The organism is Chthoniobacter flavus Ellin428, assembly GCF_000173075.1.
Lineage (GTDB): Bacteria > Verrucomicrobiota > Verrucomicrobiia > Chthoniobacterales > Chthoniobacteraceae > Chthoniobacter > Chthoniobacter flavus.
The window spans coordinates 234043-257672 of record NZ_ABVL01000009.1; the positions used below are offsets into that span (position 1 = coordinate 234043).

Here is a 23630-nt window from a genome sequence, read left to right on the forward strand (position 1 = left end):
TGCTCGTATTCATGGGGTACGATTGCATCGTCCCTGATCGATGGACTCCGCCACTTCCTCCCACTCACGTCCACTCTCCACGCTCCAGCTTTTCCGGCTCCTGTCGTGGGTGCAATGGCGCTCGTTCGTCGCCCGCTGGCGGGGCATCTGGCAGAAATCGCCGGCGATGATCGCCATCCTCGGCGGCTTCATCATCGGCTATCTCGCGCTCGGCTACTGGATGTTCTTCGAGGGGCTCAATTTCCTCTATCGCTTTCCGCTGGTCGGCAGCCTGCTTTCCCAGCGCCTCATCTATCTCGTCTTCGGGTTCTTCTTCATCATGCTGGTGTTTTCGAACCTCATCATCGGCTACTCCACGCTCTTCAAGAGCCGGGAGACGACCTGGCTACTCTCGCTGCCGCTGCCTCCGCCGAATATCTACCGCTGGAAATTCCTCGAGGCCCTCGCGGTGTCGAGCTGGGCGCTGCTCTTTCTCAGCGCGCCGCTCATGTTCGCTTACGGACGCGTCCACGAGGCCTCGCCGATTTTCTTCCTGGAGATGGCCGTGGTCTTCGTGCCGTTCGTCATCATCCCGGCGCTGGTTGGTTCGTGGGCGGTGATTTTTCTCGTGCGACTCCTGGGCCATCGCGATGTGAAGAACATCGTCCTGGTCATCTCGCTCGGCGTCCTCGCGCTGCTCATCGCCGGGATCAAGCCGGTGACCGATGCCGAAGCGCTCTCCCAGGAGGACGTCCTGTCCTTCGACCAACTGCTGCGCCACACGCGGATCAGCGTGAACCCCTTCCTCCCCAGCGCGTGGCTCGCCCAGACCGTCCTCGCCTGGAGCGAAGGGCTCACCCGGCAGGGCCTCTTCTCCTTCCTCCTGCTGCTCAGCTACGCGATGATGGGCCTGTTGGTCGGCTATGAGGTGATCGGCCGCTTTTTCTTTGGGAGCTGGACGATGGCGCTCAGTTCCCGCGCCGCCCGGTTTCAGCGGCAGGCCGTGGCCCGACGCCAGCGCGAGCGCCGGCCGGAACTGCTGGAATACATCACCAATTTCCTCCGCCCGTGGTCTCCGCCCACGGCGGCGCTCGTCCTGAAGGATGCCCGGCTCTTCTGGCGCGATCCCGCCCAGTGGATCCAGTTCATGATCTTCTTCGGGTTGCTCTGCATCTATGTGGTAAACCTTCGCAACGTGGCCTTTAATTTCCAGAATCCGTTCTGGGAGACGATGATCAGCTACCTGAACCTCGCGGCCTGCTCGCTCACGCTCTCCACCCTCACCACGCGCTTCGTCTTCCCGCAATTCTCGCTCGAAGGCCGCCTGCTCTGGCTCGTCGGCCTTGCGCCGATCGGCCTGCGCAAGGTGCTGCTGCAGAAATTCTGGACGAGCGTTTTTACCACCACAGCCATCACCGTGAGCCTCATGATTACCTCCAGCCTGATGCTGCACCTGCCGTGGTTGCGCGTCGGTTTCTTCGCTGTGGCCATCGCACTGATGAGCGCGACGCTCAGCGGGCTCTCGGTGGGGCTCGGCGCGTTGTTCCCGAATTTCAAGGAAGACAATCCGAGCAAGATCGTGAGCGGTTTCGGCGGCACGCTCTGCCTCGTGGCGAGCTTCCTCTACATCACGCTCTTTGTCAGCTTGTCGGCCTTGCCCGATATCGCGCGGGTCAGCAAGTTTCCGTGGGAGGTCCCGACGGCACTGCCGTATGCGCTCGCCTTGCTCCTGAGTTTCAGCGTGATGCTTTTTCCGCTGCTTCTCGCCATCCGCCGCGTGAAAAATCTGGAAATATAAATTCGCGACGCTACGCTCGCGTACACCCACGCATACCCATGGCTGACCGCACGCGCTCTGACGACCAATACCTCGATCTCCCCGAAGAAGATTCCCTCGCGGGGGAGCATCTCGATAACCAGGTGCAGAAGGCGCAGGAGCAACTGCTCGCGCTCAAGCGCCAGCAGGAACTCATCGAGCGGCAGAAGCGTGAGCTCGAGGAGCTGAGCCGCCGGCAGGAGCAACTGCAGGCGGGCAAGGGCGACATGGTGGAGAAATTCACCCGCGCCGTCGTCGTGCTCGAGCGCGAGACTTACGACGCGAAAAAGCGCGTGGAATTGCTGAACAGCATTCACGAATCCTTCACCAGCCACCTCGATGTGCTGGACTCCATCAACCCGAAGGGTTGGGAAGGGCTCGATATCAACAAGGAACTGACCAAGGCGCTGAGTGCGGTGGATGATGCGCGGGCGGAGTATTCTGCTTCGCTGCCGAAGATCAGTTCCGCGAGGGAAACGGATGGCACGGATCACGTTGCCGCGAGCGTGGGTTATCAGACGGAATATGCCTTGACCGAGCAAAAGGATTTTATGTACTGGCTGAAGGCGGGCTTCGCTTTCACCCTGCCCATCCTGGTCCTCGGTGTCTTCCTCATCATCGTCCTTCTCGCCGTTTTCAATAAGTAGGATGCGCATGCTGCCCAAACGCCGGAAGCCGGAAAAGCCCACGAAAGGCGCCAGCCCGCTGGATGAGAAAGCACGCGCCCTGGAGGAGAAGCAGCAAAAGCTGCAGGCCGAGATCGAGCGCAACCAGCGCCTGATCGAGGACGCACCGAAGATCCGCAAGGAGCAGGAGCGCGCCCGCCGGGAGGAACTCGTCAAGCGTGCCAGCCGCACGGAAGCCCGCCGCGGTTCCCGCGTGGCGTTGCACGACCCACGCTACGGCTTCGAGCTCAACGCCGCCATGCCCGCCCGGGTGAAGAGCCTGCGCGCCGAGCGCCGCCGCGGCCGTTTCCTTTTCTTTGTGCTGCTCTGCGCCTTCGGCGCCGTGCTCTACTGGGCGTATTTCATCTTCACGCATCAGTAAGTGTAGCGACGGCGCTCTGTTGCCGCGTAAGGAGGGAAAGTGAACGGTAATCAGTGTTCAGTAATGAGTGAGTCGCTGCGCCACGCTATTACTGATTACTGTTCACCCCTTCCATTCGCCACTTCACCGATGTTCGGCGTTGAATGTCGTGCCGCACCCCGCTCTACTCACCGTTCCTATTTATGAGTGCCGCTTTTGACGTCCGCTATACCGCGCAACTGGCGCGCTTGAATTTGAGCGAGGAGGAAACCGCCAAATTCCAGGCGCAGCTTTCGCAAGTGCTCGCCTACGTCGAGAAACTCGAGAAAGTGGACGTCACCGGAGTTGAACCGACCGCCCACGCCAATGCCGTCTTCAACGTCTTCCGCCAGGACGTCCCGCGCGATTGGTTCACTCCCGAACAGGCCCTCTCGAACGCCCCGCGTTCGGCCAACCAGCTTTTCGTCGTTCCCAAGGTCATCGAGTAGCGCATGGAACTCACCTCTTTGTCCGTTGCCGGCCTGCAGCAGAAGCTGCGGGCGAAAGAAGTCTCGCCCGCCGACACCGTGCGCGCCCTCGAGGCGCGCATCGCGCAGGTCGATCCGCAGATTCATGGTTACCTCTCGCGCGATTTCGACGCCGCGCTGAAGCTGGCGGAAAGCGCCGATGTCTCGCTGCCGCTCGGCGGTGTGCCGATCGCCATCAAGGACGTGATCAACGTCACCGGCGAACCCTGCACCGCCGCCTCGAAAATTCTCCTCGGCTATCGCTCCAATTACGATGCCACGGTCATTCGCAAGCTGCGCGCCGCGGGAGCGATCCCCTTTGGCCGCACGAATCTCGATGAGTTCGCCATGGGCAGCTCGACGGAGAATTCCGCCTTCGGCCGGACGAACAATCCGTGGGATACCTCGCGCGTGCCCGGCGGTTCGAGCGGTGGCTCGGCGGCAGTTGTGGCCTCGCACGAAGCCTTCGCCTCGCTCGGTTCGGATACCGGTGGCTCCATCCGTCAACCAGCCGCGCTCTGCGGTTGCGTGGGGCTCAAGCCGACCTATGGCCGCGTCTCCCGTTTTGGCCTCATCGCTTTTGCCTCTTCGCTCGATCAGATCGGGCCTTTCACCAAGACGGTGCGCGACGCCGGTCTGCTGCTCAACGTGATTTCTGGTCGCGACCCGCAGGATTCCACGAGCCTCGACGAGCCGGTGCCGGATTACACCGCGCAACTTGGGCGCGATTTGAAAGGCGTCCGCCTCGGTCTGCCGCGCGAGTATTTCATCGAGGGCGTCGATCCCCAGGTGGACTCCGCGGTCCGCGCTGCGATCAAGCACTACGAATCGCTCGGCGCCGAGATCGTCGACGTTTCCCTGCCGAACACCGAGCATGCCGTGGGCGTCTACTACATCATCGCCACGGCCGAGGCCTCGGCCAATCTCGCGCGCTTCGACGGCGTGCGTTACGGCCATCGCGCGCCGGACCCGACGGGTCTGCTCGATCAATACGGACGCACGCGCGAAGAGGGCTTCGGCCCCGAGGTGAAGCGCCGGATCATCCTCGGCACCTACGTGCTCAGCAGCGGCTACTACGACGCCTATTACCTCCGCGCGCAGAAAGTGCGGACGCTCATCCGCGACGATTTCACCAAGGCCTTCGAGAAGTGCGACGCCATCGTCTGCCCCACTTCGCCGGAACCTGCCTTCAAGGCGGGCGACCGCAGCGACGATCCGCTGAAGATGTATCTCGCCGATATCTTCACCATCGCCGCCAACCTCGCCGGTATCTGCGGCATCTCAGTGCCCTGCGGCTTCGCCAACGTGGACGGCCGCCAGCTCCCCATCGGCCTGCAAATCCTCGGCAAGCCTTTTGGCGAAGCGCAACTCCTGCAAATCGCCGACGCCTACGAGCAGTCGACCGACTGGCACAACGCGCAGCCGACGCTCGCGTAGTCACGCGGGGGCGTTTACGCTGCCCGGTGACGAGTCAGGAACTCCCCAAAAACCATTCTCACCGCGCTGAGTCGTCTCAATGACGAACGCGGACGGGAAGGCTGCAGAGTGGGCTCTGTTTGATGCCGGGTTGGAAAAAATCAGCGGTGGGGTCCGAAGTCGCAGTAAAGAATGACCAACATCCAGCCCACCACGAGCAGAACCAATAAAACGCTGCCGATATTCAATTGGCTTGGCCCTGGCGTGGGCGCCCCGGGCAAGGGCGGAGGCAGGGCCGACTTTTTATTGAAGATGATGTGGGCCAAGATCGCCAACAGGACCACACCGGGAATCGCCAGCACGCCGAGGAGTGCCGGGCCGGCCAAGTTGAAGAGCGAAGCAAAGCACATTCCGAAATCACTCTGTGCCAACCTTTATTTCAGTGGCAATTCAAATTAGAATGCTCAGGCGGTATTCCAAATTGAAAGTGCTTCTATCCGAGTCAGCGCATACTTTCCAAATCCGATTCTTAATTCGCGAAATCTTCGATGGATTCCCGACCACAAAGCCTTAAAGAAGTTGCCGAAAGGATTCTGGCCGGCTCCTCCGCGGGTTTCGCTTTGCGGAATTTCCTCGATGAATTCTACCTGGAACCGCGGCTCGAGATGCTGCTCGAAGAACCTCCGAAGACAGGTGTCCGTGTCACCGACTGCTACCTCGCCGCCACGGCGGACGAATTAGGAACTACATTCTTCGGCAAGGTGCCGCGTTGGGCGTCATCTTCGGAACGAACTTTGGAAGAACCGCATTTCGGCTTTAACACGCCGCTCGGTCGCGCCTACGCATTGATCGCCACGCCGGGGCCTTTCCGCCAACGGAACCTTTTCATCGGCGAAGACGCACTCAAGCGCGCCTAACGCTTCCTGAGACCGCGATCCTTAAGCCGCCTTCGCGGTCGACTTGTGGCCGAGGATGCGGAGCACCTGATTGAGCTGCTCCACCTGCAACGGCTTCTTCAGCACCGTCACCGGGCCGTGCTTGAGGATGTTATCCAGCATCTGGCTGTCCGGGTAGCCGGTGATGATCACGATCGGGAGATCGGGGTCGATCTCCTTGGCATACTTGTAAATCTCGTCACCCGTGATGTCGGGCAATTGGAGATCGAGGAAACAGAAATCGAACTTCTGCTTCTGCAGTGCGGCGAGGGCTTCCTTGCCCGTGCCCACCACGAGGCGGCTGAAATTCGCCTTCTTGAGGAAAAGTTTAAACATGCTCTGGAGCGCCTCGTCGTCGTCCACCACCAGCACCGTCGGCTGACCCTGCTCCTCCGAATGCAACACGTCCCGATCCAGCAAATCCTTCTTCACCCGCCAGCGACCACCGATCTGGATGGCCGGGAGCTGACCGCGCTGCACGAGGTAGTATACCGTCGGAAGGGGGATCCGCAGATATTCCGCGGTTTCCTTAACGGTCATCAAGTTATGCGTCGCTTGGGACATGGGCTATAGGTTTTTTGTAATTACCACGTTTTTATCTTATTTCCACGTAAGGTGTCTACATTTTTCCACCGATTTCACATAAGCACTATAAAATGGCAAAATTCGCCACATCCCCGCGCTGGACAAGTTCCGCCAACACGCTGATAGTCGCCGCCTTTTCCGGCACCCCGAATGAGCGCCATTTTCCTTAAGCGATTCCTCCAACGGCCTTTCCAAGTCGCTTCGATCATCCCTAGCTCGCGCGCCTTGATCCGCCGCGTCTCTGCCAAGATGGATTTCAGCCAACCCCGCGTCATTGCCGAATACGGCCCTGGCGAAGGTTGTCATACCCGCGAAATCGTCCGCCGCATGCATCCGGATTCACGGGTCATCCTGTTCGAACTCGACCCCGAGTTTGCCCAGCACCTCGAAGACCAGTTTCGCGGCGACAGCCGGGTCACGGTCCTGAACTCCGACGCCGCCCTCCTTTGTCAGGAGTTGGCCAAGCACGGTCACAGCCACTGCGACTACATCGTCTCCGGCATCCCCTTCAGCATCCTGCAACCCGAGAAAAAAAAGGAGCTCCTCCGGAGCACCTACGATTTGCTCGCCCCGCAGGATCATTCGGCCTTCATCATCTATCAGGTCACGAATGAGCTGGTCGGCCACTGCCGGCACTTCCCGCGCGTCGAGTCCGAGTATTGCCTGCAAAACATCCCGCCCATGTTCGTCACCAAGTTTTACAAGACGGCGAATGGGCATGCCCACGTCAATGGCGCCAATGGCCATTCGCGGAACGGCAATGGACGCCACTAGGCGGCCCGGCACATTTCGAAAGTCGCCGGGCGATGATCCCGGCTCGGGCGGGTTGATTTTCCCGTGAACCACTTCGCCCACCCCAGCGCGGCCGAGCGCTACACGCTGGACCGTCCTTATTTCCATCCGCTCGTCATGGAGCGGATTCGGGCTTTCTTGAAACTCGACGGACCGGTCCCGCTCGCCCTCGATATCGGATGCGGCACGGGAATGTCCACCGTCGCCCTGACCGAGATCGCCACCGCAGTGATCGGCGCCGACATTTCTCCGGCGATGCTCTCGCAAGCACCGGCGCATCCGCGCATTCAATACCTCGAAGCCGCTGCCGAATCTCTCCCTTTCGAAAACCACTGTGCGGATTTGATCACCGTCTTCATCGCTTTTCATTGGCTCGATCGCACCCGCTTCCTCGCCGAAGCGCGCCGCGTTCTTCGCCCCACGGGCACGCTCGTCGTTTGTCATCACGCGTTCCGGGGCCAGATGAAAGAGAACCCGGAGTTCCGCCGCTGGTGCGACGACATCTATTACCCGCGCTACCCCAACCCACCGCGCAATAAAGAACCGCTCGAAGACGCGGACGCCCGGCGCCACGGCTTCACCCTTCTCGGCAAAGAACGCTACACCTACGACAAGGTCTACACGCCGGAGGAATTCATCCGGCAACAGAACACGCACAGCAACGTCATCGCCAAGGTCGAAGAAGGCACCGAGAAGTTGGAGGACATCTACCAGTGGTCGCTCGAAACCGTGCGCCCCTTCTTCGTCGGCCCCACCGGCACTTTTCCCTTCGGCGGCGAAATCTGGTATCTCCGGCCGCAGCCATGAGTTCCGACGCCATCACCATTCTCGAAGCCGATCTCTCCCGCGAAGATCACGGCGCCACCATTCTCCAACTACTCGACGCCTACTCCCGCGATCCGATGGGTGACGGCGCGCCGCTCTCCGAGAATACCCGCCGCACTTTGATTCCCGGCCTGCGCGCCCATCCGACCACGATGATCTTCCTCGCCTATCGCGGCAGCGAACCCATCGGCCTCGCCATTTGCTTCCGCGGCTTCTCCACCTTCGCCGCGCGTCCGCTCCTCAATATCCACGACTTCTACGTCGCCGCGGCTGGGCGCGGCACCGGTATCGGTCGCCAACTCCTCGCCGCCGTGGAAAAGCGCGCCCGGGAAATCGGTTGCTGCAAGCTCACCCTCGAAGTGCTGGAAAACAATCGCCGCGCGCTCACCGTCTACCACGCCGCGGGCTTCAAGCAGGCCACCTATCAACCGGAAGCCGGTGGCTCCCTCTTTTTCACCAAGCCACTGTAGCCGCCGCCTCCTTCGCAGCGCCCGTGAAAGCCCGCATCAGCCGCATCATTCTCTTCGTACGGGATCGGTCATTCGTCATTGCCCCTCCGCGCGCCCATCGTGCAAGCTTCCCCTCCCTTTCCCGCTCTCATTGCAGAGTAATCCGAACTCCACATTCCACATTCCGATAATTCACATGTCCTCCACCCGTATTGAAAAAGACTCCATGGGCACGATGGAAGTGCCCTCCGAAGCGCTTTACGGTGCTTCCACCCAGCGCGCTGTCCTGAATTTCCCCGTCTCTGGCCGCGGCTTTGGCCGTGAATTCATCCGCGCCCTCGGCCTCATCAAGGCGCCTGCGCGCAGGCCAATCTCGAGCTCGGCCGCCTCTCTCAGGAGCGCACCGACCTCATCGCCCGCGTCGCCCAGGAAGTCATCGACGGCCAGCTCGACGCGCATTTCCCGGTCGATATCTATCAGACCGGTAGCGGCACCTCGACGAACATGAACGCCAACGAGGTCATCGGGAACCGCTGCTCCCAACTCGCCGGCAAACCGATCGGCTCGAAGGAACCCGTGCACCCGAACGATCACGTGAACATGGGCCAGTCGAGCAACGACATCATTCCCACGACGATTCACGTCGCCGTCGGCGAGATGCTCCACAAGGCGCTCCTGCCCGCACTCGGCGAGTTGCAGACTGCGCTGGAAAAGAAGTCCACGGAATTCTGGGACATCATCAAGATCGGCCGCACCCATCTCATGGACGCCACGCCCGTGCGCCTCGGGCAGGAATTCGGCGGCTACGCCACACAGATCGAATACGCCGGTTTCCGCGCCAGCAATGCGCTCGCGGCGGTCCAGGAGTTGCCCCTCGGCGGCACCGCGGTGGGCACCGGCCTCAATTGCCATCCCGATTTCCCCGGCATCGTCATGCGCCACCTCGCCAGCCAGACGGGCATCGCCTTCCGCGAAGCGCGCAATCACTTCGAAGCGCAAGCGGCCAAGGACGGCCTCGTCCAGGCCAGCGGCCAGCTCAAGACTATCGCCGTCTCGCTCTTCAAGATCGCCAACGACATCCGCTGGCTCAGTAGCGGTCCGCGTTGCGGCATCGGCGAAATCCGCCTGCCCGAGACGCAGCCCGGCAGCTCCATCATGCCCGGCAAGGTGAACCCCGTAATTTGTGAAAGCGTCATGCAAGTCTGCGCCCGCGTCATCGGCAACGACGCCACGGTTACCTGGGCGGCGGCGAATGGAAACTTCGAGCTCAACGTCATGATGCCCGTGCTCGCCGACGCCATCCTCGAGTCGATCAAGCTGCTCGCGAATGTCTGCAACGTCTTCCGCGAAAAGTGCGTGGTCGGCATCCAGGCCAACGTCGCGCGCTGCAACGAACTCGTCGAATACTCCATGGCCATGGTCACCAGCCTCGCCCCGATCATCGGCTACGACAAAGCCGCCGAGATCGCCAAGGAAAGCGCCAAGACCGGCAAGACCGTCCGCGAAATCTGCCGCGAGAAACAAGTCCTCCCCGAGGCCGAGCTCGCCAAAGCGCTCGACCCGGTCGAGATGACCAAGCCCGGCGGCGAAGGCGCGGCCGGAGGATAGTCCTCGCGCCTGGTGGATTTCGGCAGATAGAAATCGGGAGCGTTTCCTACCGCAGTTCGTGGCGCTATCGCTTTACGATCCGCGGGACGGTGCTTCCAAAACAACGCCAGACTTGAAAGCGCTCTATCTCGTCCTGTTTTTCTTCGTCTGCCTGGCCTTCACTTCCAAAGACGGCCGGGACCGGTGGATCTACGGCGCATTTGCCGTAGCCACGCTCGCCACGATTATCCACTATCGCCTGATCCCCAGTCTTTATTACTGGCACTCGCCGTTCTGAGCCAGCAGGCGTCTCTCTCGAAGACGTCCCCGCGCTCATTGCGCATTTGACTTGTCCGATTGGGAAAAGCACCTTGCCTTCCATGACGGTTACGATCCCAAATGAGTTGGAATCTTTCGTTCAGGCGAAGCTAAAGTCGGGCGCGTTCGACACTCCCGAAGCGGTCGTGGTAGCCGCACTCACTTCGTGGCAAGGCGAGGATCTGTTTCAATCCATGGACCGTAGCAAGGTGGACCAACTGCTCCTTGAGGCGATCGATAGCCCCCGTATGGCATGGAATGAGGCAACTGTGGATCAGGTCATCGATTCGTTGCGCAAAAAACACGCCACGTGGTGAGTTTCCGTTTCGTTCAGACACCGGAGTCACTCACCGACATCGCTCGACAGGTAGAATATCTCCCCCGCCGCCTTCTCGACTCCCCCCAGACCGAATAAACCCTGCCTCAGCGTAACAGCTCCGTGCTCACCTCTACCTTTCCGAGCACGAACGGCTGCGACTGCTCAGGCACAAGGGCGATATCGTAGCCCCACATCTTGGCAAAGCAGGCGTCCTTCACGTGCCAGGTGAAAGTCTGCCAACCCTCGCTGTCCTTCACACTGAACCAGGTGCCGACGTTGTGGTAGGGCGAGCCGCCGTGGCTGTCGGCGACTTCGTAGTGCAGGTTCATGCCGACGTTCCCGGGCGCGACGCGGCGCACCGTGACGCGTACGTAGTACTCGCGCTGGTGAATCGAGGCGAAGGAGGGATGCACGTGGAAGCGCATCCCCTGGTTCGCGCCGACCAACAAGCCGCGGGTACCGTCGGCGAATGTCTGGATGGCATTGGTCTGCGGACCGGCTTGGAAAACACCGGCGCTCGGCACAGCCGCTCCGAGATCAACACTCACCGTGTGGGCCTTGGAGAAGTCGCCGCCCCACGGGAAGGGTTCTTCGCGACTCGCTTCCGCCGGGCCGGTGAGAGAAGCGGGATAATTGCTCACGAAAACCGGCTCATCCCCAAGCGTAATGGCGTCTCCACCTTCCAGCGCCTTGGAGGCATAATCCGATAGCGCGCGCACCTGGACATTCGCCGGAAAGGTGAGCTGTTGATCGGGATCACCAGCCGCCTTCCACGCCACAAGGACGGGCGTTTCGCGTCCTTGAAACACGAAACCATAGCCGCGCCCATCCTCCCCCAGCGCCACCCAGCCGAGATACTTCGGCTTCGGACCGAGCGTGGCGATCATCGTCTGGTACGCCTGATACGTCGCCCGCGTGGTGCCATCGCGCTTAAGCAAACCGAAGCCCGGTTCCTCGCCCACCGGGTCCTGCGCCTCGAACCACTGCACGTGATGAATCCCCTGCGCGAGCGCCATCACATACAGCTTCACCAGCGTCGTCGCCGCCTCGTGCTCGGCGACGGATTGATCTTTGCGATGCGCAACGTTGCGCCCGATTTCGGTGATCCAGATATCGGCGTTTGCTTTGTCCGGTGCGCTCTCCTTGAGCTCGTCCCGCAGCAAATGGGTCATCCATAAATAAGGGATCTCGCCATTCGGTCGACCAATGCCGTCGGCCAGTTCGTAAGGATGAATGCAGAGATAATCAAACTGACCCGGGGTACCAGCCTCCTTCTGGGCCAGGATCGCATGCTCTAGATACGCTGGATCGAAACTCGCCGTCGTCAGTCCAACTTGCGTGGTCGGGTCCGCTTTCTTCGCCGCCGCGTAAGCCGCCGCGGCCAACCGGCCGTAATCTGCCGCGGTGTGATGCCCGTCATTGAAGCCACCATTGCCTTCGTTCCACACCTCCCAGTAGTGGATGCGATCCTTGTAGCGAGCGACGCATTGCCCAAAGAACTCTGACCAACCCGCGAGATCACTCATCGGAAAGGTGTGCCCTTTCTCACTGCTCCACGGCACTTTGCCCATCATCACCGCGGTGACTTCGAAATGATTGGCCGTCGCCGCGTGGACCAGTGCATCGGCCCGATCCCAATGCCACTCGCCCTGGCGCGGCTCAATCGACGGCCATTCCGGAAAAGCTCGCCCGGTCCCGATGCCGATCTCGTGGAGACGCGGCATCCACTCCCCAGCGCTGCCCATGCCACTGGCCGAAGTGGCCACTCCCCACGGCGAGGAAATATCCGCGGCATAAAGCATAGCGGCGCTGAGCGAGCAGAACGTAACGAGGAAGCAGGAGGTCTTCAAAGCAAGTGAATTTCGAGGTTCGGCCGAAAGGCGATGGAAATGCAATGAGCGCGCGCGGATTTTGTCGACTCCCAAGAATCGCGTCACGCAAGCACGACTTCGTGTCGATCAAAACCGCGGCGACATACGACCCGCCGCGGTGTTCCAATCGTAGGGATTAAGAACGGATGATGTCCCCGTTAAAGTGACGAGTGGATCATTCCGCTCTATCGAAATGCTTACGTATGAAAGCTGCCGCCCCCGCAATGGATAATGAAACACTCCTCCTGCTTTCGACGGATGAAAGCGAACGCATCCCCTTCCCCGAGGGTGCCTACTGTGAAATCGCCTCCTTTCTTCAAGCCCTTTGCCGGCGGCGCCAGCCAGGCCACGCCCTACGCAGCTGCGGCGGAGGAGCCGTCTTATCGTTCCTCGTGGGAATGTGGTTCATCCTCGCCGCACCATTGCAGGCGAGGCTTGGGGAATCGCCCGAGCGTCTCGAGGCGCGTTACGGTTCACCGGCCAAATTTCTAAACGGAATTTGCACCCGCGACTTCCAATGCACCTATCATCATAACGGGATGACCATCGTCGTGAACTTCCTCGACGAGAAGAGCCAGTCCGAACGCTATTCCAACGACGACGGCGCTCCACTGAAGCCCGAGGAAATCCAGACTCTCATGGGACTCAATGGACGCGGCGGCAAATGGAATCTCAAAGAAGGCCCGCAGGATTCCAAAAAGTGGAACCTCAGCTCCGGCGATGCGGTGGCCATGCAAGACGACAAGAGCGGTCATTCACTCGAAATCCGTTCGAGTTGGTGGCAACGCTTTCTCGATCAGCAACCCAGCAAGACCAAAGGCGAAATCAGCGAACGTTTGAAGGACTTCTGAACTCCGACCGGATCTCCACTATCCCTTCCACTCGCAGATGTAGCCCACCACGTAGGCGTCGTTGAGCACCCCATCGTTCCACGAGCCATCCTTTTTCCAGATCTCGAGAAAGTGTTCGTTACCGCCGCTGGGCTGGCCGTGGTCCCAGGCTTGAAAGGTCAGGTCCGTACCATCGACCCATTTGTATTTGCCGTGCTGCGAATGCTCGTTGGTCGCGCCGAGCCAGATCTGCCGGCCATCCGCGACCTTCCGGACAAAGTCCTGCGTCGCGGCATCCGGGATCACCACCAACTGGCCATGCAAATCCTCACAACGCCCCCTAGCCTGACGCCACGTCGCTTTGTCGAGATAGAGACGGTACCAGTGGTGATTGAAGTATCGCGCGTCGGCAGGAACACCGAGAGGCGGCTTGGCCGGCGGCGTTTCGGCGATCACCGGACGAAGGCCGGCAATAACGAAAAGGAGAACGGTGGCGGTCGAGATTTGCATGGGTTTCAGGAGGGAAGAGTTGAACCGGTGACTCACAACGGCAATGCGCCTGTTTCGAAGGCGCCGGCAACTCCATGAGTTCCAAGGCTACCCGCTACGGCAATTTCGAAGCGCCCGGCGCTTTCAGGTCGTCGGGTTTCCCGACTTCTGCAGCTTCGTCGAAAATGCCGGTGAGCTTGTCGTCGACGCGCATGTCGATGAGGCGCCAGGAGTTCTCGGGCTTGTAGAAATAGAAGCGCCAACGCAGGGGAAAGACTTTGCCCTGCGAAACGTAGGTCGCCCGCACAAGGCGCTCGCCCACGGCGTGCGCCTCGACGAAGTCATAACCGACAATGGCGCCGAAAACCTCGATAGCCTCCCGTGTCTTGGTCTTGAGCTGTTTCAACTCGTCGGGCTTTTCCGCAATCTTCGAATCCTTCGTCAGCGCCGCGTAACCCTCATCGATCTTTCCGCCCTCCAGCGCCGCAAAGAAATTGGCGACGATCTGCGAAGGGCCGTCCGCCATGGGATTGGCCGTTGCATGCTGGGCAGTCTCTCCGGGGGTGCCACCGGAGTCGGCCACCACATCCGGCAGCTTGGTGGACTGGAAGGTCAGCACCTTCGGCTCGCCTTTGTCGGCTTTGGAACCCTTGGGCGTGGCTTTATCCTGCGCGTGCAGGATGGCAGCGGAGCCAACGAGGAAAAATGCGAGGATGGAACGACGATTCATGCGAGGAGCTGGGCGAGGCGCTGCCGGGCGTGGGCCACAATCGGCAGGCCGTGCGCGAATGTCAGTAGTTCAAAGGGAATCCGCAACAGTTTTCCCAAGGCCTGACGCATTTCCTTGGGATCGGTGCAATATTTGTCGGGCAACAAGGCGAAACCATACGGCGGGAGATGGATGAGCGCGTCGCCCAGATGAACGGCGTCGCCCCGGTGCAGGGCGATCTCGCCCGCAGCCGCGCCCGGAATGGTGAGGACGGTGAACTCGTCGAGCACCGTGTCGCCGTCGGCCACAGTGTGGTCGGGCGTGAGGGAGAACTCCGCCGCCGCATCTGCATGGGCATAAATGGGAATAGAATAGCGCTTTCGGTAATCCTCCGCAGCGCGCTCGTGATTGCCACTGGTGAGAATGATTGCGCGCGGAGGAGCGATGGCGAGCAACTCGGCTTCCGCGTCTTTTCGCAGCGGGATGGGGTCGACGAAGACGAACCCTTTTTCCGTGCGGCACGCACAGCACGTGAGGTCGGTCTTTACCGCCTTCTCATAAGCCTGCCAGAGGAAGAGATCGGGACGGAGTTGATGAAATTCGTCAGCGCAGGATTTCGACATTCCACTGATGTAATGAGAACGCGAGTCCTCAAAGCAATCGTCTGAGATCCTCGGGTAACACAATATCGTACAAGCCGGCTTTGGGCGGATGCGAGATTTGTTTCAAGCCGATCTCCAACGCGGTCCAATGCGACGCAGGAATTCTCGCCTTCATTTTCTCACACAGCTCCGCGTCGCGGCTCATGCAGTCGATGACAATCGGCGTGAAGGTTTCCCAGCGGCCCAATCTCTCGGAATCCTTGCCTCGCCGATAACTCGAAACGCTGGCGAAGCGCTGCCCATCGTGCACCCCGCCACGGATCAATTGCAGCTTTTCGCCAATGACTCGGATCACGGTAAATCGATGCTGCAGGCCCGTGTCGAGGGCGGTGTAGGTTGCGACGAGCCGCCGTTTTGAATCCAGAACGATGGTAGGGTTCGTGTCTCCGTATTGAAACCACTCCTTCATCCGGAGCCAATTCAGGCCCCCATTTAGCAGAGGAATTCGGTGCCAGGCAAAGGGCAGAAAGCTGCTCAGGTACCGCCACCTCCGTTCCACAAAGGAGCGCCCGAAATATCTCGCATAATCCGCCCGGGTAATGTGGCACTGACCGGGCAGCGTGGCGTACGTGGAATTGTCGCGGGTCTTGGCATCCATACGACGTGGAGTAGGCATGTGCGGGAAGGGATCAAGAGCGATCTTCGGCTACACGGTTTGGTCTTGCTTGGCAGCAAAAAAGGGACCGCATCGCTGCGGTCCCTTTGGTGATTTCTGTGCCTTTTGTGGCAACCCCTTTCGGCCTTAGCTCGCGCCGGCGGGTTCTTCCTTGATCGGCGTTTTCGCGTGGAAGGTCAGCTTGCCCTTGTCGGCGCTGACTTCGGCGGTGTCGCCGGGCTTGATGTTGCCGCGCAGGATTTCCTCGGCCATCGGGTCTTCGAGGTAACGTTCCACCGCCCGGCGCATCGGACGCGCACCATAGGCCGGGTCGTAGCCCTTCTCGATGAGGAGCTCCTTCGCCTTCTCGTCGAGGGCGAGGTGGATATCCTTGCCCTTGATGCGAGTGGCGACCTTCTTGATCTCGAGGTCGACGATCTGCAGGAGCTCGGGTTTGCCCAGCGTGTGGAAGACGATGAGGTCGTCCAGACGGTTTACAAACTCCGGCTTCAGCACACGCTTGGCCTCTTCGAGGATCTTGTCCTTCATCACGTCGTAAGCCTGCTCGTCCTTGGTGGACATGGCACCGAAGCCCATCGTCGTCGACTTCTTGATCAACTCAGCGCCGATGTTCGAAGTCATGATGATGATCGTGTTGCGGAAGTCGATCTTGCGGCCGAGTGAATCGGTCACCTTGCCCTCTTCCAGGATCTGGAGCAGGAGGTGCATCACATCAGGGTGCGCCTTCTCGATTTCGTCAAAGAGCACGACCGAGTACGGGCGGCGCCGCACGGCCTCGGAGAGCTGACCGCCCTCTTCGTAACCGACATAGCCCGGAGGCGAGCCGATCAACCGGGAAGCGGTGAACTTCTCCATGTACTCCGACATGTCGATCTGGATGAGCGCGTCGCGATCGCCGAACATGAACTCGGCGAGCGTCTGCGCCAGGAAGGTTTTACCCACACCAGTCGGGCCGAGGAAGATGAACGAACCGATCGGGCGGCGCGGATCCTTGAGGTCCGCACGGCTGCGGCGCAGGGCCTTGCTGATCGCAATGACCGCTTCGTCCTGGCCGATGACCTTGCCCTTGAGCTCGCCTTCCATGGCGAGGAGCTTCTGCGTTTCCGCCTGCTCCATGCGGTTGAGCGGCACACCGGTCCACTTGGACACGACATGCATGATGTCGTCTTCGGTCACGAAGACTTCCTTCTCTTCTCGCTGTTCGCGCCATTCGGTGAGGATGCGCTCGAGCTTTTCCTTGGCCTTCTTCTTCGTCGTCGCGCAAGGCGGCGGCTTTCTCGAAGTCCTGGGCCTTGATCGCGCCTTCCTTGCGGCCGCGGATGTCCTCGATCTCCTTCTCGATTTCCTTCACGTCCGGCGGACGGGTCATCGCGCCGATCCGGGCGCGAGCACCCGCTTCGTCCATGACGTCGATCGCCTTGTCGGGCAGGAAACGTCCCGTGAGATAACGGTCACTGAGCTTGGCGGCCTGTTCGAGCGCATCGTCGGTGAACTTCGCCTTGTGGTGCGCCTCGTACTTCCCACGCAGGCCCTTAAGGATAAGGATGGTCTCTTCGACGCTCGGGGCCTCAACCTTCACCTGCTGGAAGCGGCGCTCCAGCGCGGCGTCCTTCTCGATATACTTGCGATATTCGTTGAGCGTCGTGGCGCCCACGCACTGCATCTCGCCACGGCTGAGCGCAGGCTTGATGATATTGCTGGCGTCCATCGCGCCTTCGGCCGAGCCGGCGCCGACGATGGTATGGAGCTCATCGATGAAGAGGATGACATTCTTGGTGCGACGGATCTCGTCCATCACCGCCTTGATGCGTTCCTCAAACTGGCCACGATACTTCGTGCCCGCGACCATCAGGGCGAGGTCGAGGGTGATCACTTTTTTGTCGCGGAGCAGCTCCGGCACGTTGCCGCTGGAGATCTCCTGGGCGAGGCCCTCGACGATCGCCGTCTTGCCCACACCGGCTTCGCCGATGAGGACGGGGTTGTTCTTCGTGCGGCGGCAGAGCACCTGGATCACGCGTTCGATTTCGCTCGCGCGGCCGATGACCGGGTCGATCTCGCCCTTCTTGGCGAGCTCGGTGAGATCGCGGCCGAAGGCACGCAGGGCGGGAGTCTTCACTTCCTTGCCCCCGCGCTGTTGCGGTTCCTGCTGCTGTTCCTGTTCCGCCTCCGGCGGAGTGAAATTCGGGTCGAGTTCCTTGAGGATCTCGTTGCGGGTGCGCTCGATGTCGACTTCGAGATTCTTCAGCACGCGCGCGGCCACGCCTTCACCCTCGCGGAGCAGGCCGAGCAGGATGTGCTCGGTGCCCACATACGAGTGGTTCAGCGACTTGGCTTCCTTGCCGGCCAGGGCCAGCACTTTCTTCACACGCGGTGTGTAAGGAATGTTCCCCACCATCTTTGTCTCAGGTCCACTTCCGACCTGTTTCTCGACTTCCATGCGCACGGTTTCGAGGTCGAGCCCCATTTTCTGGAGGACGTTGACCGCGACACCCTGCCCGAGCTTAATGAGGCCGAGCAGCAGATGCTCGGTCCCCACATAGTTGTGATTAAACCGGTCAGCTTCCTTGCGGGCAAGCGCCAGGACCTGTTGAGCACGCGGTGTGAAGTTGTTCATCATTTTTGACTAGAGCGTTCTCCGTGCCCGCCGCCTTCCTCGCGTGTCGCGGAGGCCGCAGCGATCTCGGGAACACCCCCAATTTGAAATGAATACGCGTCGGGCGCAAGATAGGACCGGGCTTTTCAAGAGAATATTTTCGACCCAGGGTCGGTCGAAGCCTCTGAAAATTTTTCGTAATAGGACGAAAACCGGCCATCTGTCCGGGCGCGAATCGGTACTATTTGGCGCAGATATGCGAAGATAGGGACAGCCAAAGCGGACAATTTGGCGCGTAAAACGAACACGCGGAACGGCTGCCCGCCTCTTCTGCACGACCGGTCTCAGCCACTCGTGATCGCCCGGCGGATGGTGCTCAGCGGTGCATGGTCGTCAAAGCTCACCGTCTTGCCGTGCCGCACCACGCCCAGCTCTTTCCACAGGGCTGGCAGGTCCACCTTTACCGGTTTCGCCTTCATCTCGTCGTAGAGCTCCCGCAGCACCGGCACCCCGGTGGCCGCATCGCCGATGGCAATGACCCGGTCGATATTCCAGGCGCTCTCGATGTTTCCACCCGCCTCGCGAATCGCCCGCAGGGCGTGCTCGAGCCCGAAGCGATTCCCTGTCCGCCGCCGAATCTCTAAATCCGCCCGCAGGCAAAACAGCGCCCCGCCCCAATAGGTCCGTCCCCAAGTGTGCGTGTGATCCAGCCCGCGATCCCCCGCTTCCGGCTCCCCTTGGGGCATCCCTTCCACCATGTCGCTCCAGATCCGCTCCGGTGGGAGCAATCCGGCCCGGCAGCGGGCGATCGGCTCGACATACGTCGCGATCCCTTCCTCGAGCCAGTGGTGCCGATCCGGCAGATTCGGGAACCCGAGATGCAGCATCTCGTGTGTGAGTTGCCAGTCCTCCGCCAGGTCCCCCGCGGTCGCCTTGCGCCCCAACGAAATGGTAATGATCGCGCCATTCCAACCATTGGTGTAGCCGTCGCTCACGTCGTGCCCATCGGTCAACGTGATGCGCAGGATCGCCCGCTTGATAGTAAACGTCCCATGATACTTCGCGACGGCGCGCGCGGAATTCTGGATCCATTTCGCCGCCGATTCCTGGAGCGCCGAAGCGGGCGGACTGGTGTATTGAACATCCAGCTTTCCGCCCGGCACGACGACTTCCTCCGCGCGGGCTGCCCTCGCAAAGAGCAAGGCGACGACTGGAACCGCAAAGACGGAGAGTAGACGCATCCGGCAACATGCCTCATTCTCTCCGTCCCGCCATGGTGGGCTTTTGGCATGACGCTGCGTTTTCACCGGTTCGCTTCCCGCATTTGAGGGTTTAGCCTTGCCAGCGCTGACCTCTCCGGAGTCAAGCTTGGGAACGTTCCTCGAATGAAAACCCCGGAAGAAAAATGGATGGATCCTGCCTAACCCGAAATCGGGCCCCGATCCCCACCGATTTACGCGGGATCGTTGGAAACTACTCCATCCCGACTCACCCGGAAATGCCGCACATACACGTTGCCCTTGTACGTCGCCGTCACCGTGTAATTGAAAAATCCCATTGCCCACGGTTGCTTCCACCGGCCCGTCCACGCCGGTTCGCCGTTATAGTCCACGTCGCGCGAGCGATATTTGTAGATGACGGCACCCTTCACCTTCGCGACCGGCAATTCCACGCGCACTTGCGCGTGACGTGCGATCACCCGCTCGCCCTTGTCCTTGAACGTCGCGCCGGCTTTCACCGATTTCTCCGTCAGCTCGCAATCGGGCAAAATCTCGAACGATTTCGAGCGTGCCGCCACCACATCGGCTTCCTTGCGAATCCGCTTCGCTTCCTGGGACCAAGTCTCCGCCTGAGTCGTCAGTGGCAGCATCAGCAGACCCATCATTGCGCAGCAGAAAATCCGAAGAGAGCGATTCATAAAAATGGAGCGCGGAGGATGGCAGCCAGCGGCGAAAAGTGTCAGGTTAAATTTCGGTGACGACAGCCCTTATCACGACTGCTTCCGCATATGAACACGCCCACCCTCGCCCTACTCGAAACGCGTCTGCATCGCGTCGAACGCCAGAATCGATTGCTCCTCGCACTGCTCTATGCACTCCTCGGCCTGACTTTGCTCGGCGCGACCAAAGGCGGCGGCAATGTCATCACTGTCGATGAAATCCGCACGCACCGCCTATCTCTCATCAACGACAAGGGCGACGTCGTCCACAACTGGGCGGTGCACGGTGGGTGGGTCATCGAGAAGTAACGCCGGATATTCCTCGAAACTCTCATGGCCGATCTCAAGCACGTGCCCGGGCGAGGAGACTCGCCGAGGGACGTCACCTCGCCCGTCTCGCCAACGACACCAAGTGGGGAGAATTCTTCGCGGAAATCGAACGATTGGAAATTCCCGTGCAACTAAAACTCCTTTACGAAAGCGAAGCGTATCGCGCGACGAGAGTTTGGGTTCCGGTCGCCAATTACGTCGACAGTCCCGATGGCCCGGAATTGTTCGTCTTCGTCGAATGGGTGAGGTCGTCCGCCGTCGAGGAGATATCCAAACTGGCCCGGAGCATCGGATTGGAATACACCATCGAAGACTCCAAAATCACCGTCTACGGCTACCGCTAGGCTGAATCGACATTCATCTGAGGTTCGCGACGGCGGTTCTTCTTCTCGCGAAGCGATGCTCCTCGGATGCCAGTTTGACCCCAATTCAACCTAGTGATGATGCCCGTGGTAGTGGCCGTAGTAATGGCTGTGGTAGCCATAGTAATGGCCGTAACGGTGCCCACCAAAGGCGAACGTCACCCCCGACCCGTAGTAGTAAGGATATCCGTAGCCGTAGCCGTAGTAAGGATACCCGTAATCATAATCGTACGGGTAGTACGACGAATAATAGTATGACGGGTAATAGTAGGGGTAATAGCCGGAGAAAAAGACTCGCGAGCCGTGGAAATGGCCGTCGTGATAGTAATGACCACCACCGTGGTAGTAGGAGTGTCCGCCGCCCCCATGCCATCCCCCACCCCCATGCCATCCCCCACCCCCATGCCATCCCCCACCCCCATGCCATCCCCCACCTCCGATGCCATCCGCCACCACCGCCGTGGGCGTGAACCTGCGCTGGCATGCCGATGACCAGCGCAACCGCAGCGATCGCTGCGATCAGGAATCGTCTTGGCGCTTTCATTGTTTTGTTCTGGTTAAGGATCCCACGCCGGTCTGGCGACGCGGGTTTTTCAAAAAAAACTGGAGTCGAAAGCCAACGTTGGGCTGCTTGCGGCACTTGGCAAGTAAACGAATCATCCCCGGCCTCATTGTCATTTGCCCGTAGAAGTGGTGTGATCCCAGCAGCGTATCCCTTCCGCCGCATGATTTTCACTGCCCTCCCAAAAATCGCCGTCCCTCCTCTGTTCGCGCTGCTCGTAGCGCTGCCGCTCCGCACTCACGCGGCCGATTCCGTGGCCACGGCCGAGGCCGCCATTGAGCGTTTCCGCGCAGCTTGCGATGGCGAAATCGCCAAAGCCGCGCCGGCCGATAAGGCGAAGCTCATCCGTACGATGCGCGATTCACAGTTCCTCATGGTCGCCCGCAAGTCGCATGACGACATTGCCGATTTCACCGATCCCAAGTTTGTCTCCGCGATCGCGAAGAATACGCTCTTCGGCTCGCAGGCCGCCCTCGCCCAATCCACCGGCGACATCTGGGTGCTCACCTACGGCAACATGCACAGTCTCGCTGTGTATCTCGACGCCACTTCCGGTACGGTGCTGTGTGTGGCCTTGATCCCGGAAGGATAGAGGCCACTGGAACGCGGCGGGGCCTTTCCGCCGAGACCGCCAAGATGATGAACCTGCAGGACATCGAGTTTCGAACTCTCGACTACTCCAACGACGTGGAGATGCGCACCTACCTGCGTCTGTTCTGGGAAATCCCACTCGAGCACAACGAATACTTCACGCGCCGCTCCGAAGCCTTCCTCGCGGATTACATGGAGACCGCGCGGAAGACCGAGACGCCGGATAACTGCTACTCCGGCATCGCGCTGCACCGGGGCGAGATCGTCGGCCTGCACATCGTGCGACGATTCGAAGAATGGGAACAGATCGGCGCGCACATCGTGGCCCTGTGGGTGCATCCCGAATATCGTGGCCTCGGCATCGCACGGCACTTCAAGACCGAGGGAGAAAACTGGGCCCGGTCCGTCGACGCAACCTTCCTAAATTCCAATGTCCACACCGGCAATCACCGCATGTTGGAAATCGCCAGGCAGGCAGGCTTCACGCCCTTCCGGATCAACCTGCGCAAGCGGCTGTGAGGTCAACGTCGAGACGGCAGAGAGTTTAAGGCAGGTAAGCAGGAATGGGCGCCCCTCATCTGCGACGCGGCCACAAGGTCATCGCCCAGCTCATCCTCCAAGGCTGGCCCCATTCGCAGGCGGTGCTGGGTAGCGCCGCCGTCGTGGGCACCGCCACCGAACGCGTACGGCGCGCGGGTGTTCATTCTCCGCCTCGGCGATACTCGTCGAAGTCCTGGCTAAAGCCACGATGATTGTCGAAGCCGCCACGACCGCCACCACCGGCTGCGCCGCGGAGGACAGCGCCGATGACCTGGACCACCGGCGATTGCCAGAAGGGCGCATTCCAGAAAGTGCGTGGCTGGCGCGCGGCGGCAATGGTTGTTTCCTGCTTGGCCTCCATCTCGCGCTGCAACTGGCGGGTATATCGCGCAGCAGTCCCCGAACCCAAGCCACCACTGTACATCAATTCATCCCCAGAAGCACCGGATTCCACCATCTTGCGAATGCGCTCCAAATCCTTCTCCTCGTGGACTCTCACGATCTGCTGATTTTCCTGCACGGTCGCAACTTGGTGGGCTCGATAAACGGCAGCCTTTTGCCGGTCGTAACCGAACCGCCGCTGCATCTCTGGAGACAGTCTCTCGAAATCGACCTTCGCGATCCCCTTGTCGTAGACAAAGAGCAGCCCATCCGGCTCGGCTTTCACCTCCTTGATGTGGTGATAGATCGTGCCGTCGCTGGAGCGCAGATCCTCGGCGAGTGAGCCGATGGCCGGGAGAACGACGACGATGACCAGAAGCAGGCGCATAGTCGGCGGTGTGTGACATGCGTCCGCAAGTTGTGTTCAAACGCTGCGGCCTTCACAGCGAGGCCGAGCCGCAACCAAACGGTTTTCGATTGAGGAGGAGATGAACCACGGATTTCTCGGATTGAAGAATCCGCGGCGACCTCCAATCCGTGGAATCTGTGAAATCCGTGGTCAAAAAATTTACGCACGTTGCGTACACTTTTCAGGTTGGCAC

Annotated in this window: 28 protein-coding genes and 2 pseudogenes; 19 read left to right on the forward strand and 11 right to left on the reverse strand. The window is 60.4% G+C overall.

Annotation, left to right across the window (positions count from 1 at the left end):
* The first annotated feature begins 40 nt into the window (after positions 1–40).
* From CFE428DRAFT_RS16475 to CFE428DRAFT_RS16505, 7 genes are all read left to right on the forward strand, one after another.
* Entirely contained in the window at positions 41–1777 is a 1737-nt protein-coding gene (locus CFE428DRAFT_RS16475) for a putative ABC transporter permease subunit (RefSeq protein ID WP_006980733.1), read from the forward strand.
* Positions 1778–1815: 38 nt separating this feature from the next.
* Complete coding sequence (locus CFE428DRAFT_RS16480; protein WP_006980734.1) at positions 1816–2442, forward strand: hypothetical protein; 627 nt, start codon at positions 1816–1818, stop codon at positions 2440–2442.
* A 7-nt stretch (positions 2443–2449) separates the two neighbouring features.
* Positions 2450–2842, forward strand: coding sequence for a hypothetical protein (locus CFE428DRAFT_RS16485; protein WP_006980735.1), 393 nt, complete (start codon positions 2450–2452; stop codon positions 2840–2842).
* A gap of 182 nt (positions 2843–3024) precedes the next feature.
* The gene (gene gatC, locus CFE428DRAFT_RS16490) at positions 3025–3309 is read left to right on the forward strand and encodes an Asp-tRNA(Asn)/Glu-tRNA(Gln) amidotransferase subunit GatC (protein ID WP_042725133.1); all 285 of its coding nucleotides are present in this window, start codon (positions 3025–3027) and stop codon (positions 3307–3309) included.
* A gap of 3 nt (positions 3310–3312) precedes the next feature.
* On the forward strand, positions 3313–4764 hold the full coding sequence (gene gatA / locus CFE428DRAFT_RS16495) for an Asp-tRNA(Asn)/Glu-tRNA(Gln) amidotransferase subunit GatA (protein ID WP_006980737.1): 1452 nt from the start codon (positions 3313–3315) through the stop codon (positions 4762–4764).
* Between the two features lie 171 nt (positions 4765–4935).
* Positions 4936–5202, forward strand: coding sequence for a hypothetical protein (locus tag CFE428DRAFT_RS37435; protein WP_131989843.1), 267 nt, complete (start codon positions 4936–4938; stop codon positions 5200–5202).
* Between the two features lie 89 nt (positions 5203–5291).
* Positions 5292–5660, forward strand: coding sequence for a hypothetical protein (locus CFE428DRAFT_RS16505; protein WP_006980739.1), 369 nt, complete (start codon positions 5292–5294; stop codon positions 5658–5660).
* Positions 5661–5681: 21 nt separating this feature from the next.
* Here the strand turns inward: CFE428DRAFT_RS16505 and CFE428DRAFT_RS16510 are convergent, their stop codons facing one another.
* Positions 5682–6242: a response regulator gene (locus CFE428DRAFT_RS16510; protein WP_006980740.1), complete on the reverse strand. Its 561-nt coding sequence runs from the start codon at positions 6240–6242 to the stop codon at positions 5682–5684.
* Positions 6243–6488: 246 nt separating this feature from the next.
* Between CFE428DRAFT_RS16510 and CFE428DRAFT_RS16515 the strand changes: the two genes are divergently transcribed.
* From CFE428DRAFT_RS16515 to CFE428DRAFT_RS16535, 6 genes and pseudogenes are all read left to right on the forward strand, one after another.
* Complete coding sequence (locus CFE428DRAFT_RS16515; RefSeq protein ID WP_157447545.1) at positions 6489–7037, forward strand: class I SAM-dependent methyltransferase; 549 nt, start codon at positions 6489–6491, stop codon at positions 7035–7037.
* 63 nt (positions 7038–7100) lie between these two features.
* The gene (locus CFE428DRAFT_RS16520; protein ID WP_006980742.1) at positions 7101–7862 is read left to right on the forward strand and encodes a class I SAM-dependent methyltransferase; all 762 of its coding nucleotides are present in this window, start codon (positions 7101–7103) and stop codon (positions 7860–7862) included.
* Positions 7859–8350: a GNAT family N-acetyltransferase gene (locus CFE428DRAFT_RS16525; RefSeq protein WP_006980743.1), complete on the forward strand. Its 492-nt coding sequence runs from the start codon at positions 7859–7861 to the stop codon at positions 8348–8350. The genes CFE428DRAFT_RS16520 and CFE428DRAFT_RS16525 overlap by 4 nt, the downstream gene beginning before the upstream one ends.
* Positions 8351–8525: 175 nt before the next feature.
* Positions 8526–9937, forward strand: a pseudogene (locus CFE428DRAFT_RS16530) (class II fumarate hydratase).
* 58 nt (positions 9938–9995) lie between these two features.
* Complete coding sequence (locus CFE428DRAFT_RS37440) at positions 9996–10214, forward strand: hypothetical protein (RefSeq protein WP_006980745.1); 219 nt, start codon at positions 9996–9998, stop codon at positions 10212–10214.
* 82 nt (positions 10215–10296) lie between these two features.
* A complete protein-coding gene (locus CFE428DRAFT_RS16535; RefSeq protein ID WP_006980746.1) occupies positions 10297–10551 on the forward strand; it encodes a ribbon-helix-helix domain-containing protein in 255 nt (84 codons plus the stop codon).
* A 106-nt stretch (positions 10552–10657) separates the two neighbouring features.
* On the opposite strand, the gene CFE428DRAFT_RS16540 is transcribed toward CFE428DRAFT_RS16535, so the two are convergent.
* Positions 10658–12403: an endo-1,4-beta-xylanase gene (locus tag CFE428DRAFT_RS16540; protein ID WP_131989844.1), complete on the reverse strand. Its 1746-nt coding sequence runs from the start codon at positions 12401–12403 to the stop codon at positions 10658–10660.
* Positions 12404–12648: 245 nt separating this feature from the next.
* Here CFE428DRAFT_RS16540 and CFE428DRAFT_RS16545 point away from each other — a divergent pair, with 245 nt between their 5' ends.
* Complete coding sequence (locus CFE428DRAFT_RS16545) at positions 12649–13275, forward strand: hypothetical protein (protein WP_006980748.1); 627 nt, start codon at positions 12649–12651, stop codon at positions 13273–13275.
* 18 nt (positions 13276–13293) lie between these two features.
* Here the strand turns inward: CFE428DRAFT_RS16545 and CFE428DRAFT_RS16550 are convergent, their stop codons facing one another.
* The 7 genes and pseudogenes from CFE428DRAFT_RS16550 to CFE428DRAFT_RS16580 all read right to left on the reverse strand — a co-directional run bounded on the left by CFE428DRAFT_RS16550 (position 13294) and on the right by CFE428DRAFT_RS16580 (position 20241).
* Positions 13294–13764, reverse strand: coding sequence for a lectin-like protein (locus CFE428DRAFT_RS16550; protein ID WP_006980749.1), 471 nt, complete (start codon positions 13762–13764; stop codon positions 13294–13296).
* Positions 13765–13858: 94 nt separating this feature from the next.
* Positions 13859–14473, reverse strand: a complete 615-nt coding sequence (locus tag CFE428DRAFT_RS16555; RefSeq protein WP_006980750.1) for a hypothetical protein — start codon at positions 14471–14473, stop codon at positions 13859–13861.
* Complete coding sequence (locus CFE428DRAFT_RS16560; protein ID WP_006980751.1) at positions 14470–15075, reverse strand: MBL fold metallo-hydrolase; 606 nt, start codon at positions 15073–15075, stop codon at positions 14470–14472. Before CFE428DRAFT_RS16560 ends, CFE428DRAFT_RS16555 begins: the two co-directional genes overlap by 4 nt.
* Before the next feature lie 28 nt (positions 15076–15103).
* A complete protein-coding gene (locus CFE428DRAFT_RS16565) occupies positions 15104–15730 on the reverse strand; it encodes a DUF3239 domain-containing protein (protein ID WP_131989845.1) in 627 nt (208 codons plus the stop codon).
* A gap of 126 nt (positions 15731–15856) precedes the next feature.
* Positions 15857–18344, reverse strand: a pseudogene (locus CFE428DRAFT_RS16570) (ATP-dependent Clp protease ATP-binding subunit).
* Between the two features lie 323 nt (positions 18345–18667).
* A complete protein-coding gene (locus tag CFE428DRAFT_RS16575) occupies positions 18668–19564 on the reverse strand; it encodes a hypothetical protein (RefSeq protein WP_006980755.1) in 897 nt (298 codons plus the stop codon).
* A 212-nt stretch (positions 19565–19776) separates the two neighbouring features.
* A complete protein-coding gene (locus tag CFE428DRAFT_RS16580; protein WP_131989847.1) occupies positions 19777–20241 on the reverse strand; it encodes a hypothetical protein in 465 nt (154 codons plus the stop codon).
* A 90-nt stretch (positions 20242–20331) separates the two neighbouring features.
* Here CFE428DRAFT_RS16580 and CFE428DRAFT_RS16585 point away from each other — a divergent pair, with 90 nt between their 5' ends.
* Positions 20332–20571, forward strand: a complete 240-nt coding sequence (locus CFE428DRAFT_RS16585) for a hypothetical protein (protein ID WP_006980757.1) — start codon at positions 20332–20334, stop codon at positions 20569–20571.
* A 146-nt stretch (positions 20572–20717) separates the two neighbouring features.
* Positions 20718–20936, forward strand: a complete 219-nt coding sequence (locus CFE428DRAFT_RS16590; protein ID WP_006980758.1) for a hypothetical protein — start codon at positions 20718–20720, stop codon at positions 20934–20936.
* 90 nt (positions 20937–21026) lie between these two features.
* Here the strand turns inward: CFE428DRAFT_RS16590 and CFE428DRAFT_RS37445 are convergent, their stop codons facing one another.
* Positions 21027–21407 (reverse strand): hypothetical protein, encoded by a 381-nt coding sequence (locus CFE428DRAFT_RS37445; protein ID WP_202797448.1) that lies wholly within the window; start codon positions 21405–21407, stop codon positions 21027–21029.
* On the opposite strand from CFE428DRAFT_RS37445, the gene CFE428DRAFT_RS38265 reads away from it, so the two are divergent.
* Genes CFE428DRAFT_RS38265 through CFE428DRAFT_RS33855 form a run of 3 tightly spaced genes read left to right on the forward strand, consistent with a single transcriptional unit; the run spans position 21394 to position 22626 of the window.
* Complete coding sequence (locus CFE428DRAFT_RS38265; RefSeq protein ID WP_042725137.1) at positions 21394–21642, forward strand: hypothetical protein; 249 nt, start codon at positions 21394–21396, stop codon at positions 21640–21642. The two genes, CFE428DRAFT_RS37445 and CFE428DRAFT_RS38265, sit on opposite strands and share 14 nt — an antisense overlap.
* Positions 21643–21679: 37 nt before the next feature.
* A complete protein-coding gene (locus tag CFE428DRAFT_RS16600) occupies positions 21680–22108 on the forward strand; it encodes a hypothetical protein (RefSeq protein ID WP_006980760.1) in 429 nt (142 codons plus the stop codon).
* A 44-nt stretch (positions 22109–22152) separates the two neighbouring features.
* The gene (locus CFE428DRAFT_RS33855; protein WP_006980761.1) at positions 22153–22626 is read left to right on the forward strand and encodes a GNAT family N-acetyltransferase; all 474 of its coding nucleotides are present in this window, start codon (positions 22153–22155) and stop codon (positions 22624–22626) included.
* Positions 22627–22807: 181 nt separating this feature from the next.
* Here CFE428DRAFT_RS33855 and CFE428DRAFT_RS16615 read toward each other — a convergent pair whose 3' ends face one another.
* Positions 22808–23416 (reverse strand): hypothetical protein, encoded by a 609-nt coding sequence (locus CFE428DRAFT_RS16615; RefSeq protein ID WP_006980762.1) that lies wholly within the window; start codon positions 23414–23416, stop codon positions 22808–22810.
* Positions 23417–23630 lie beyond the last annotated feature (214 nt).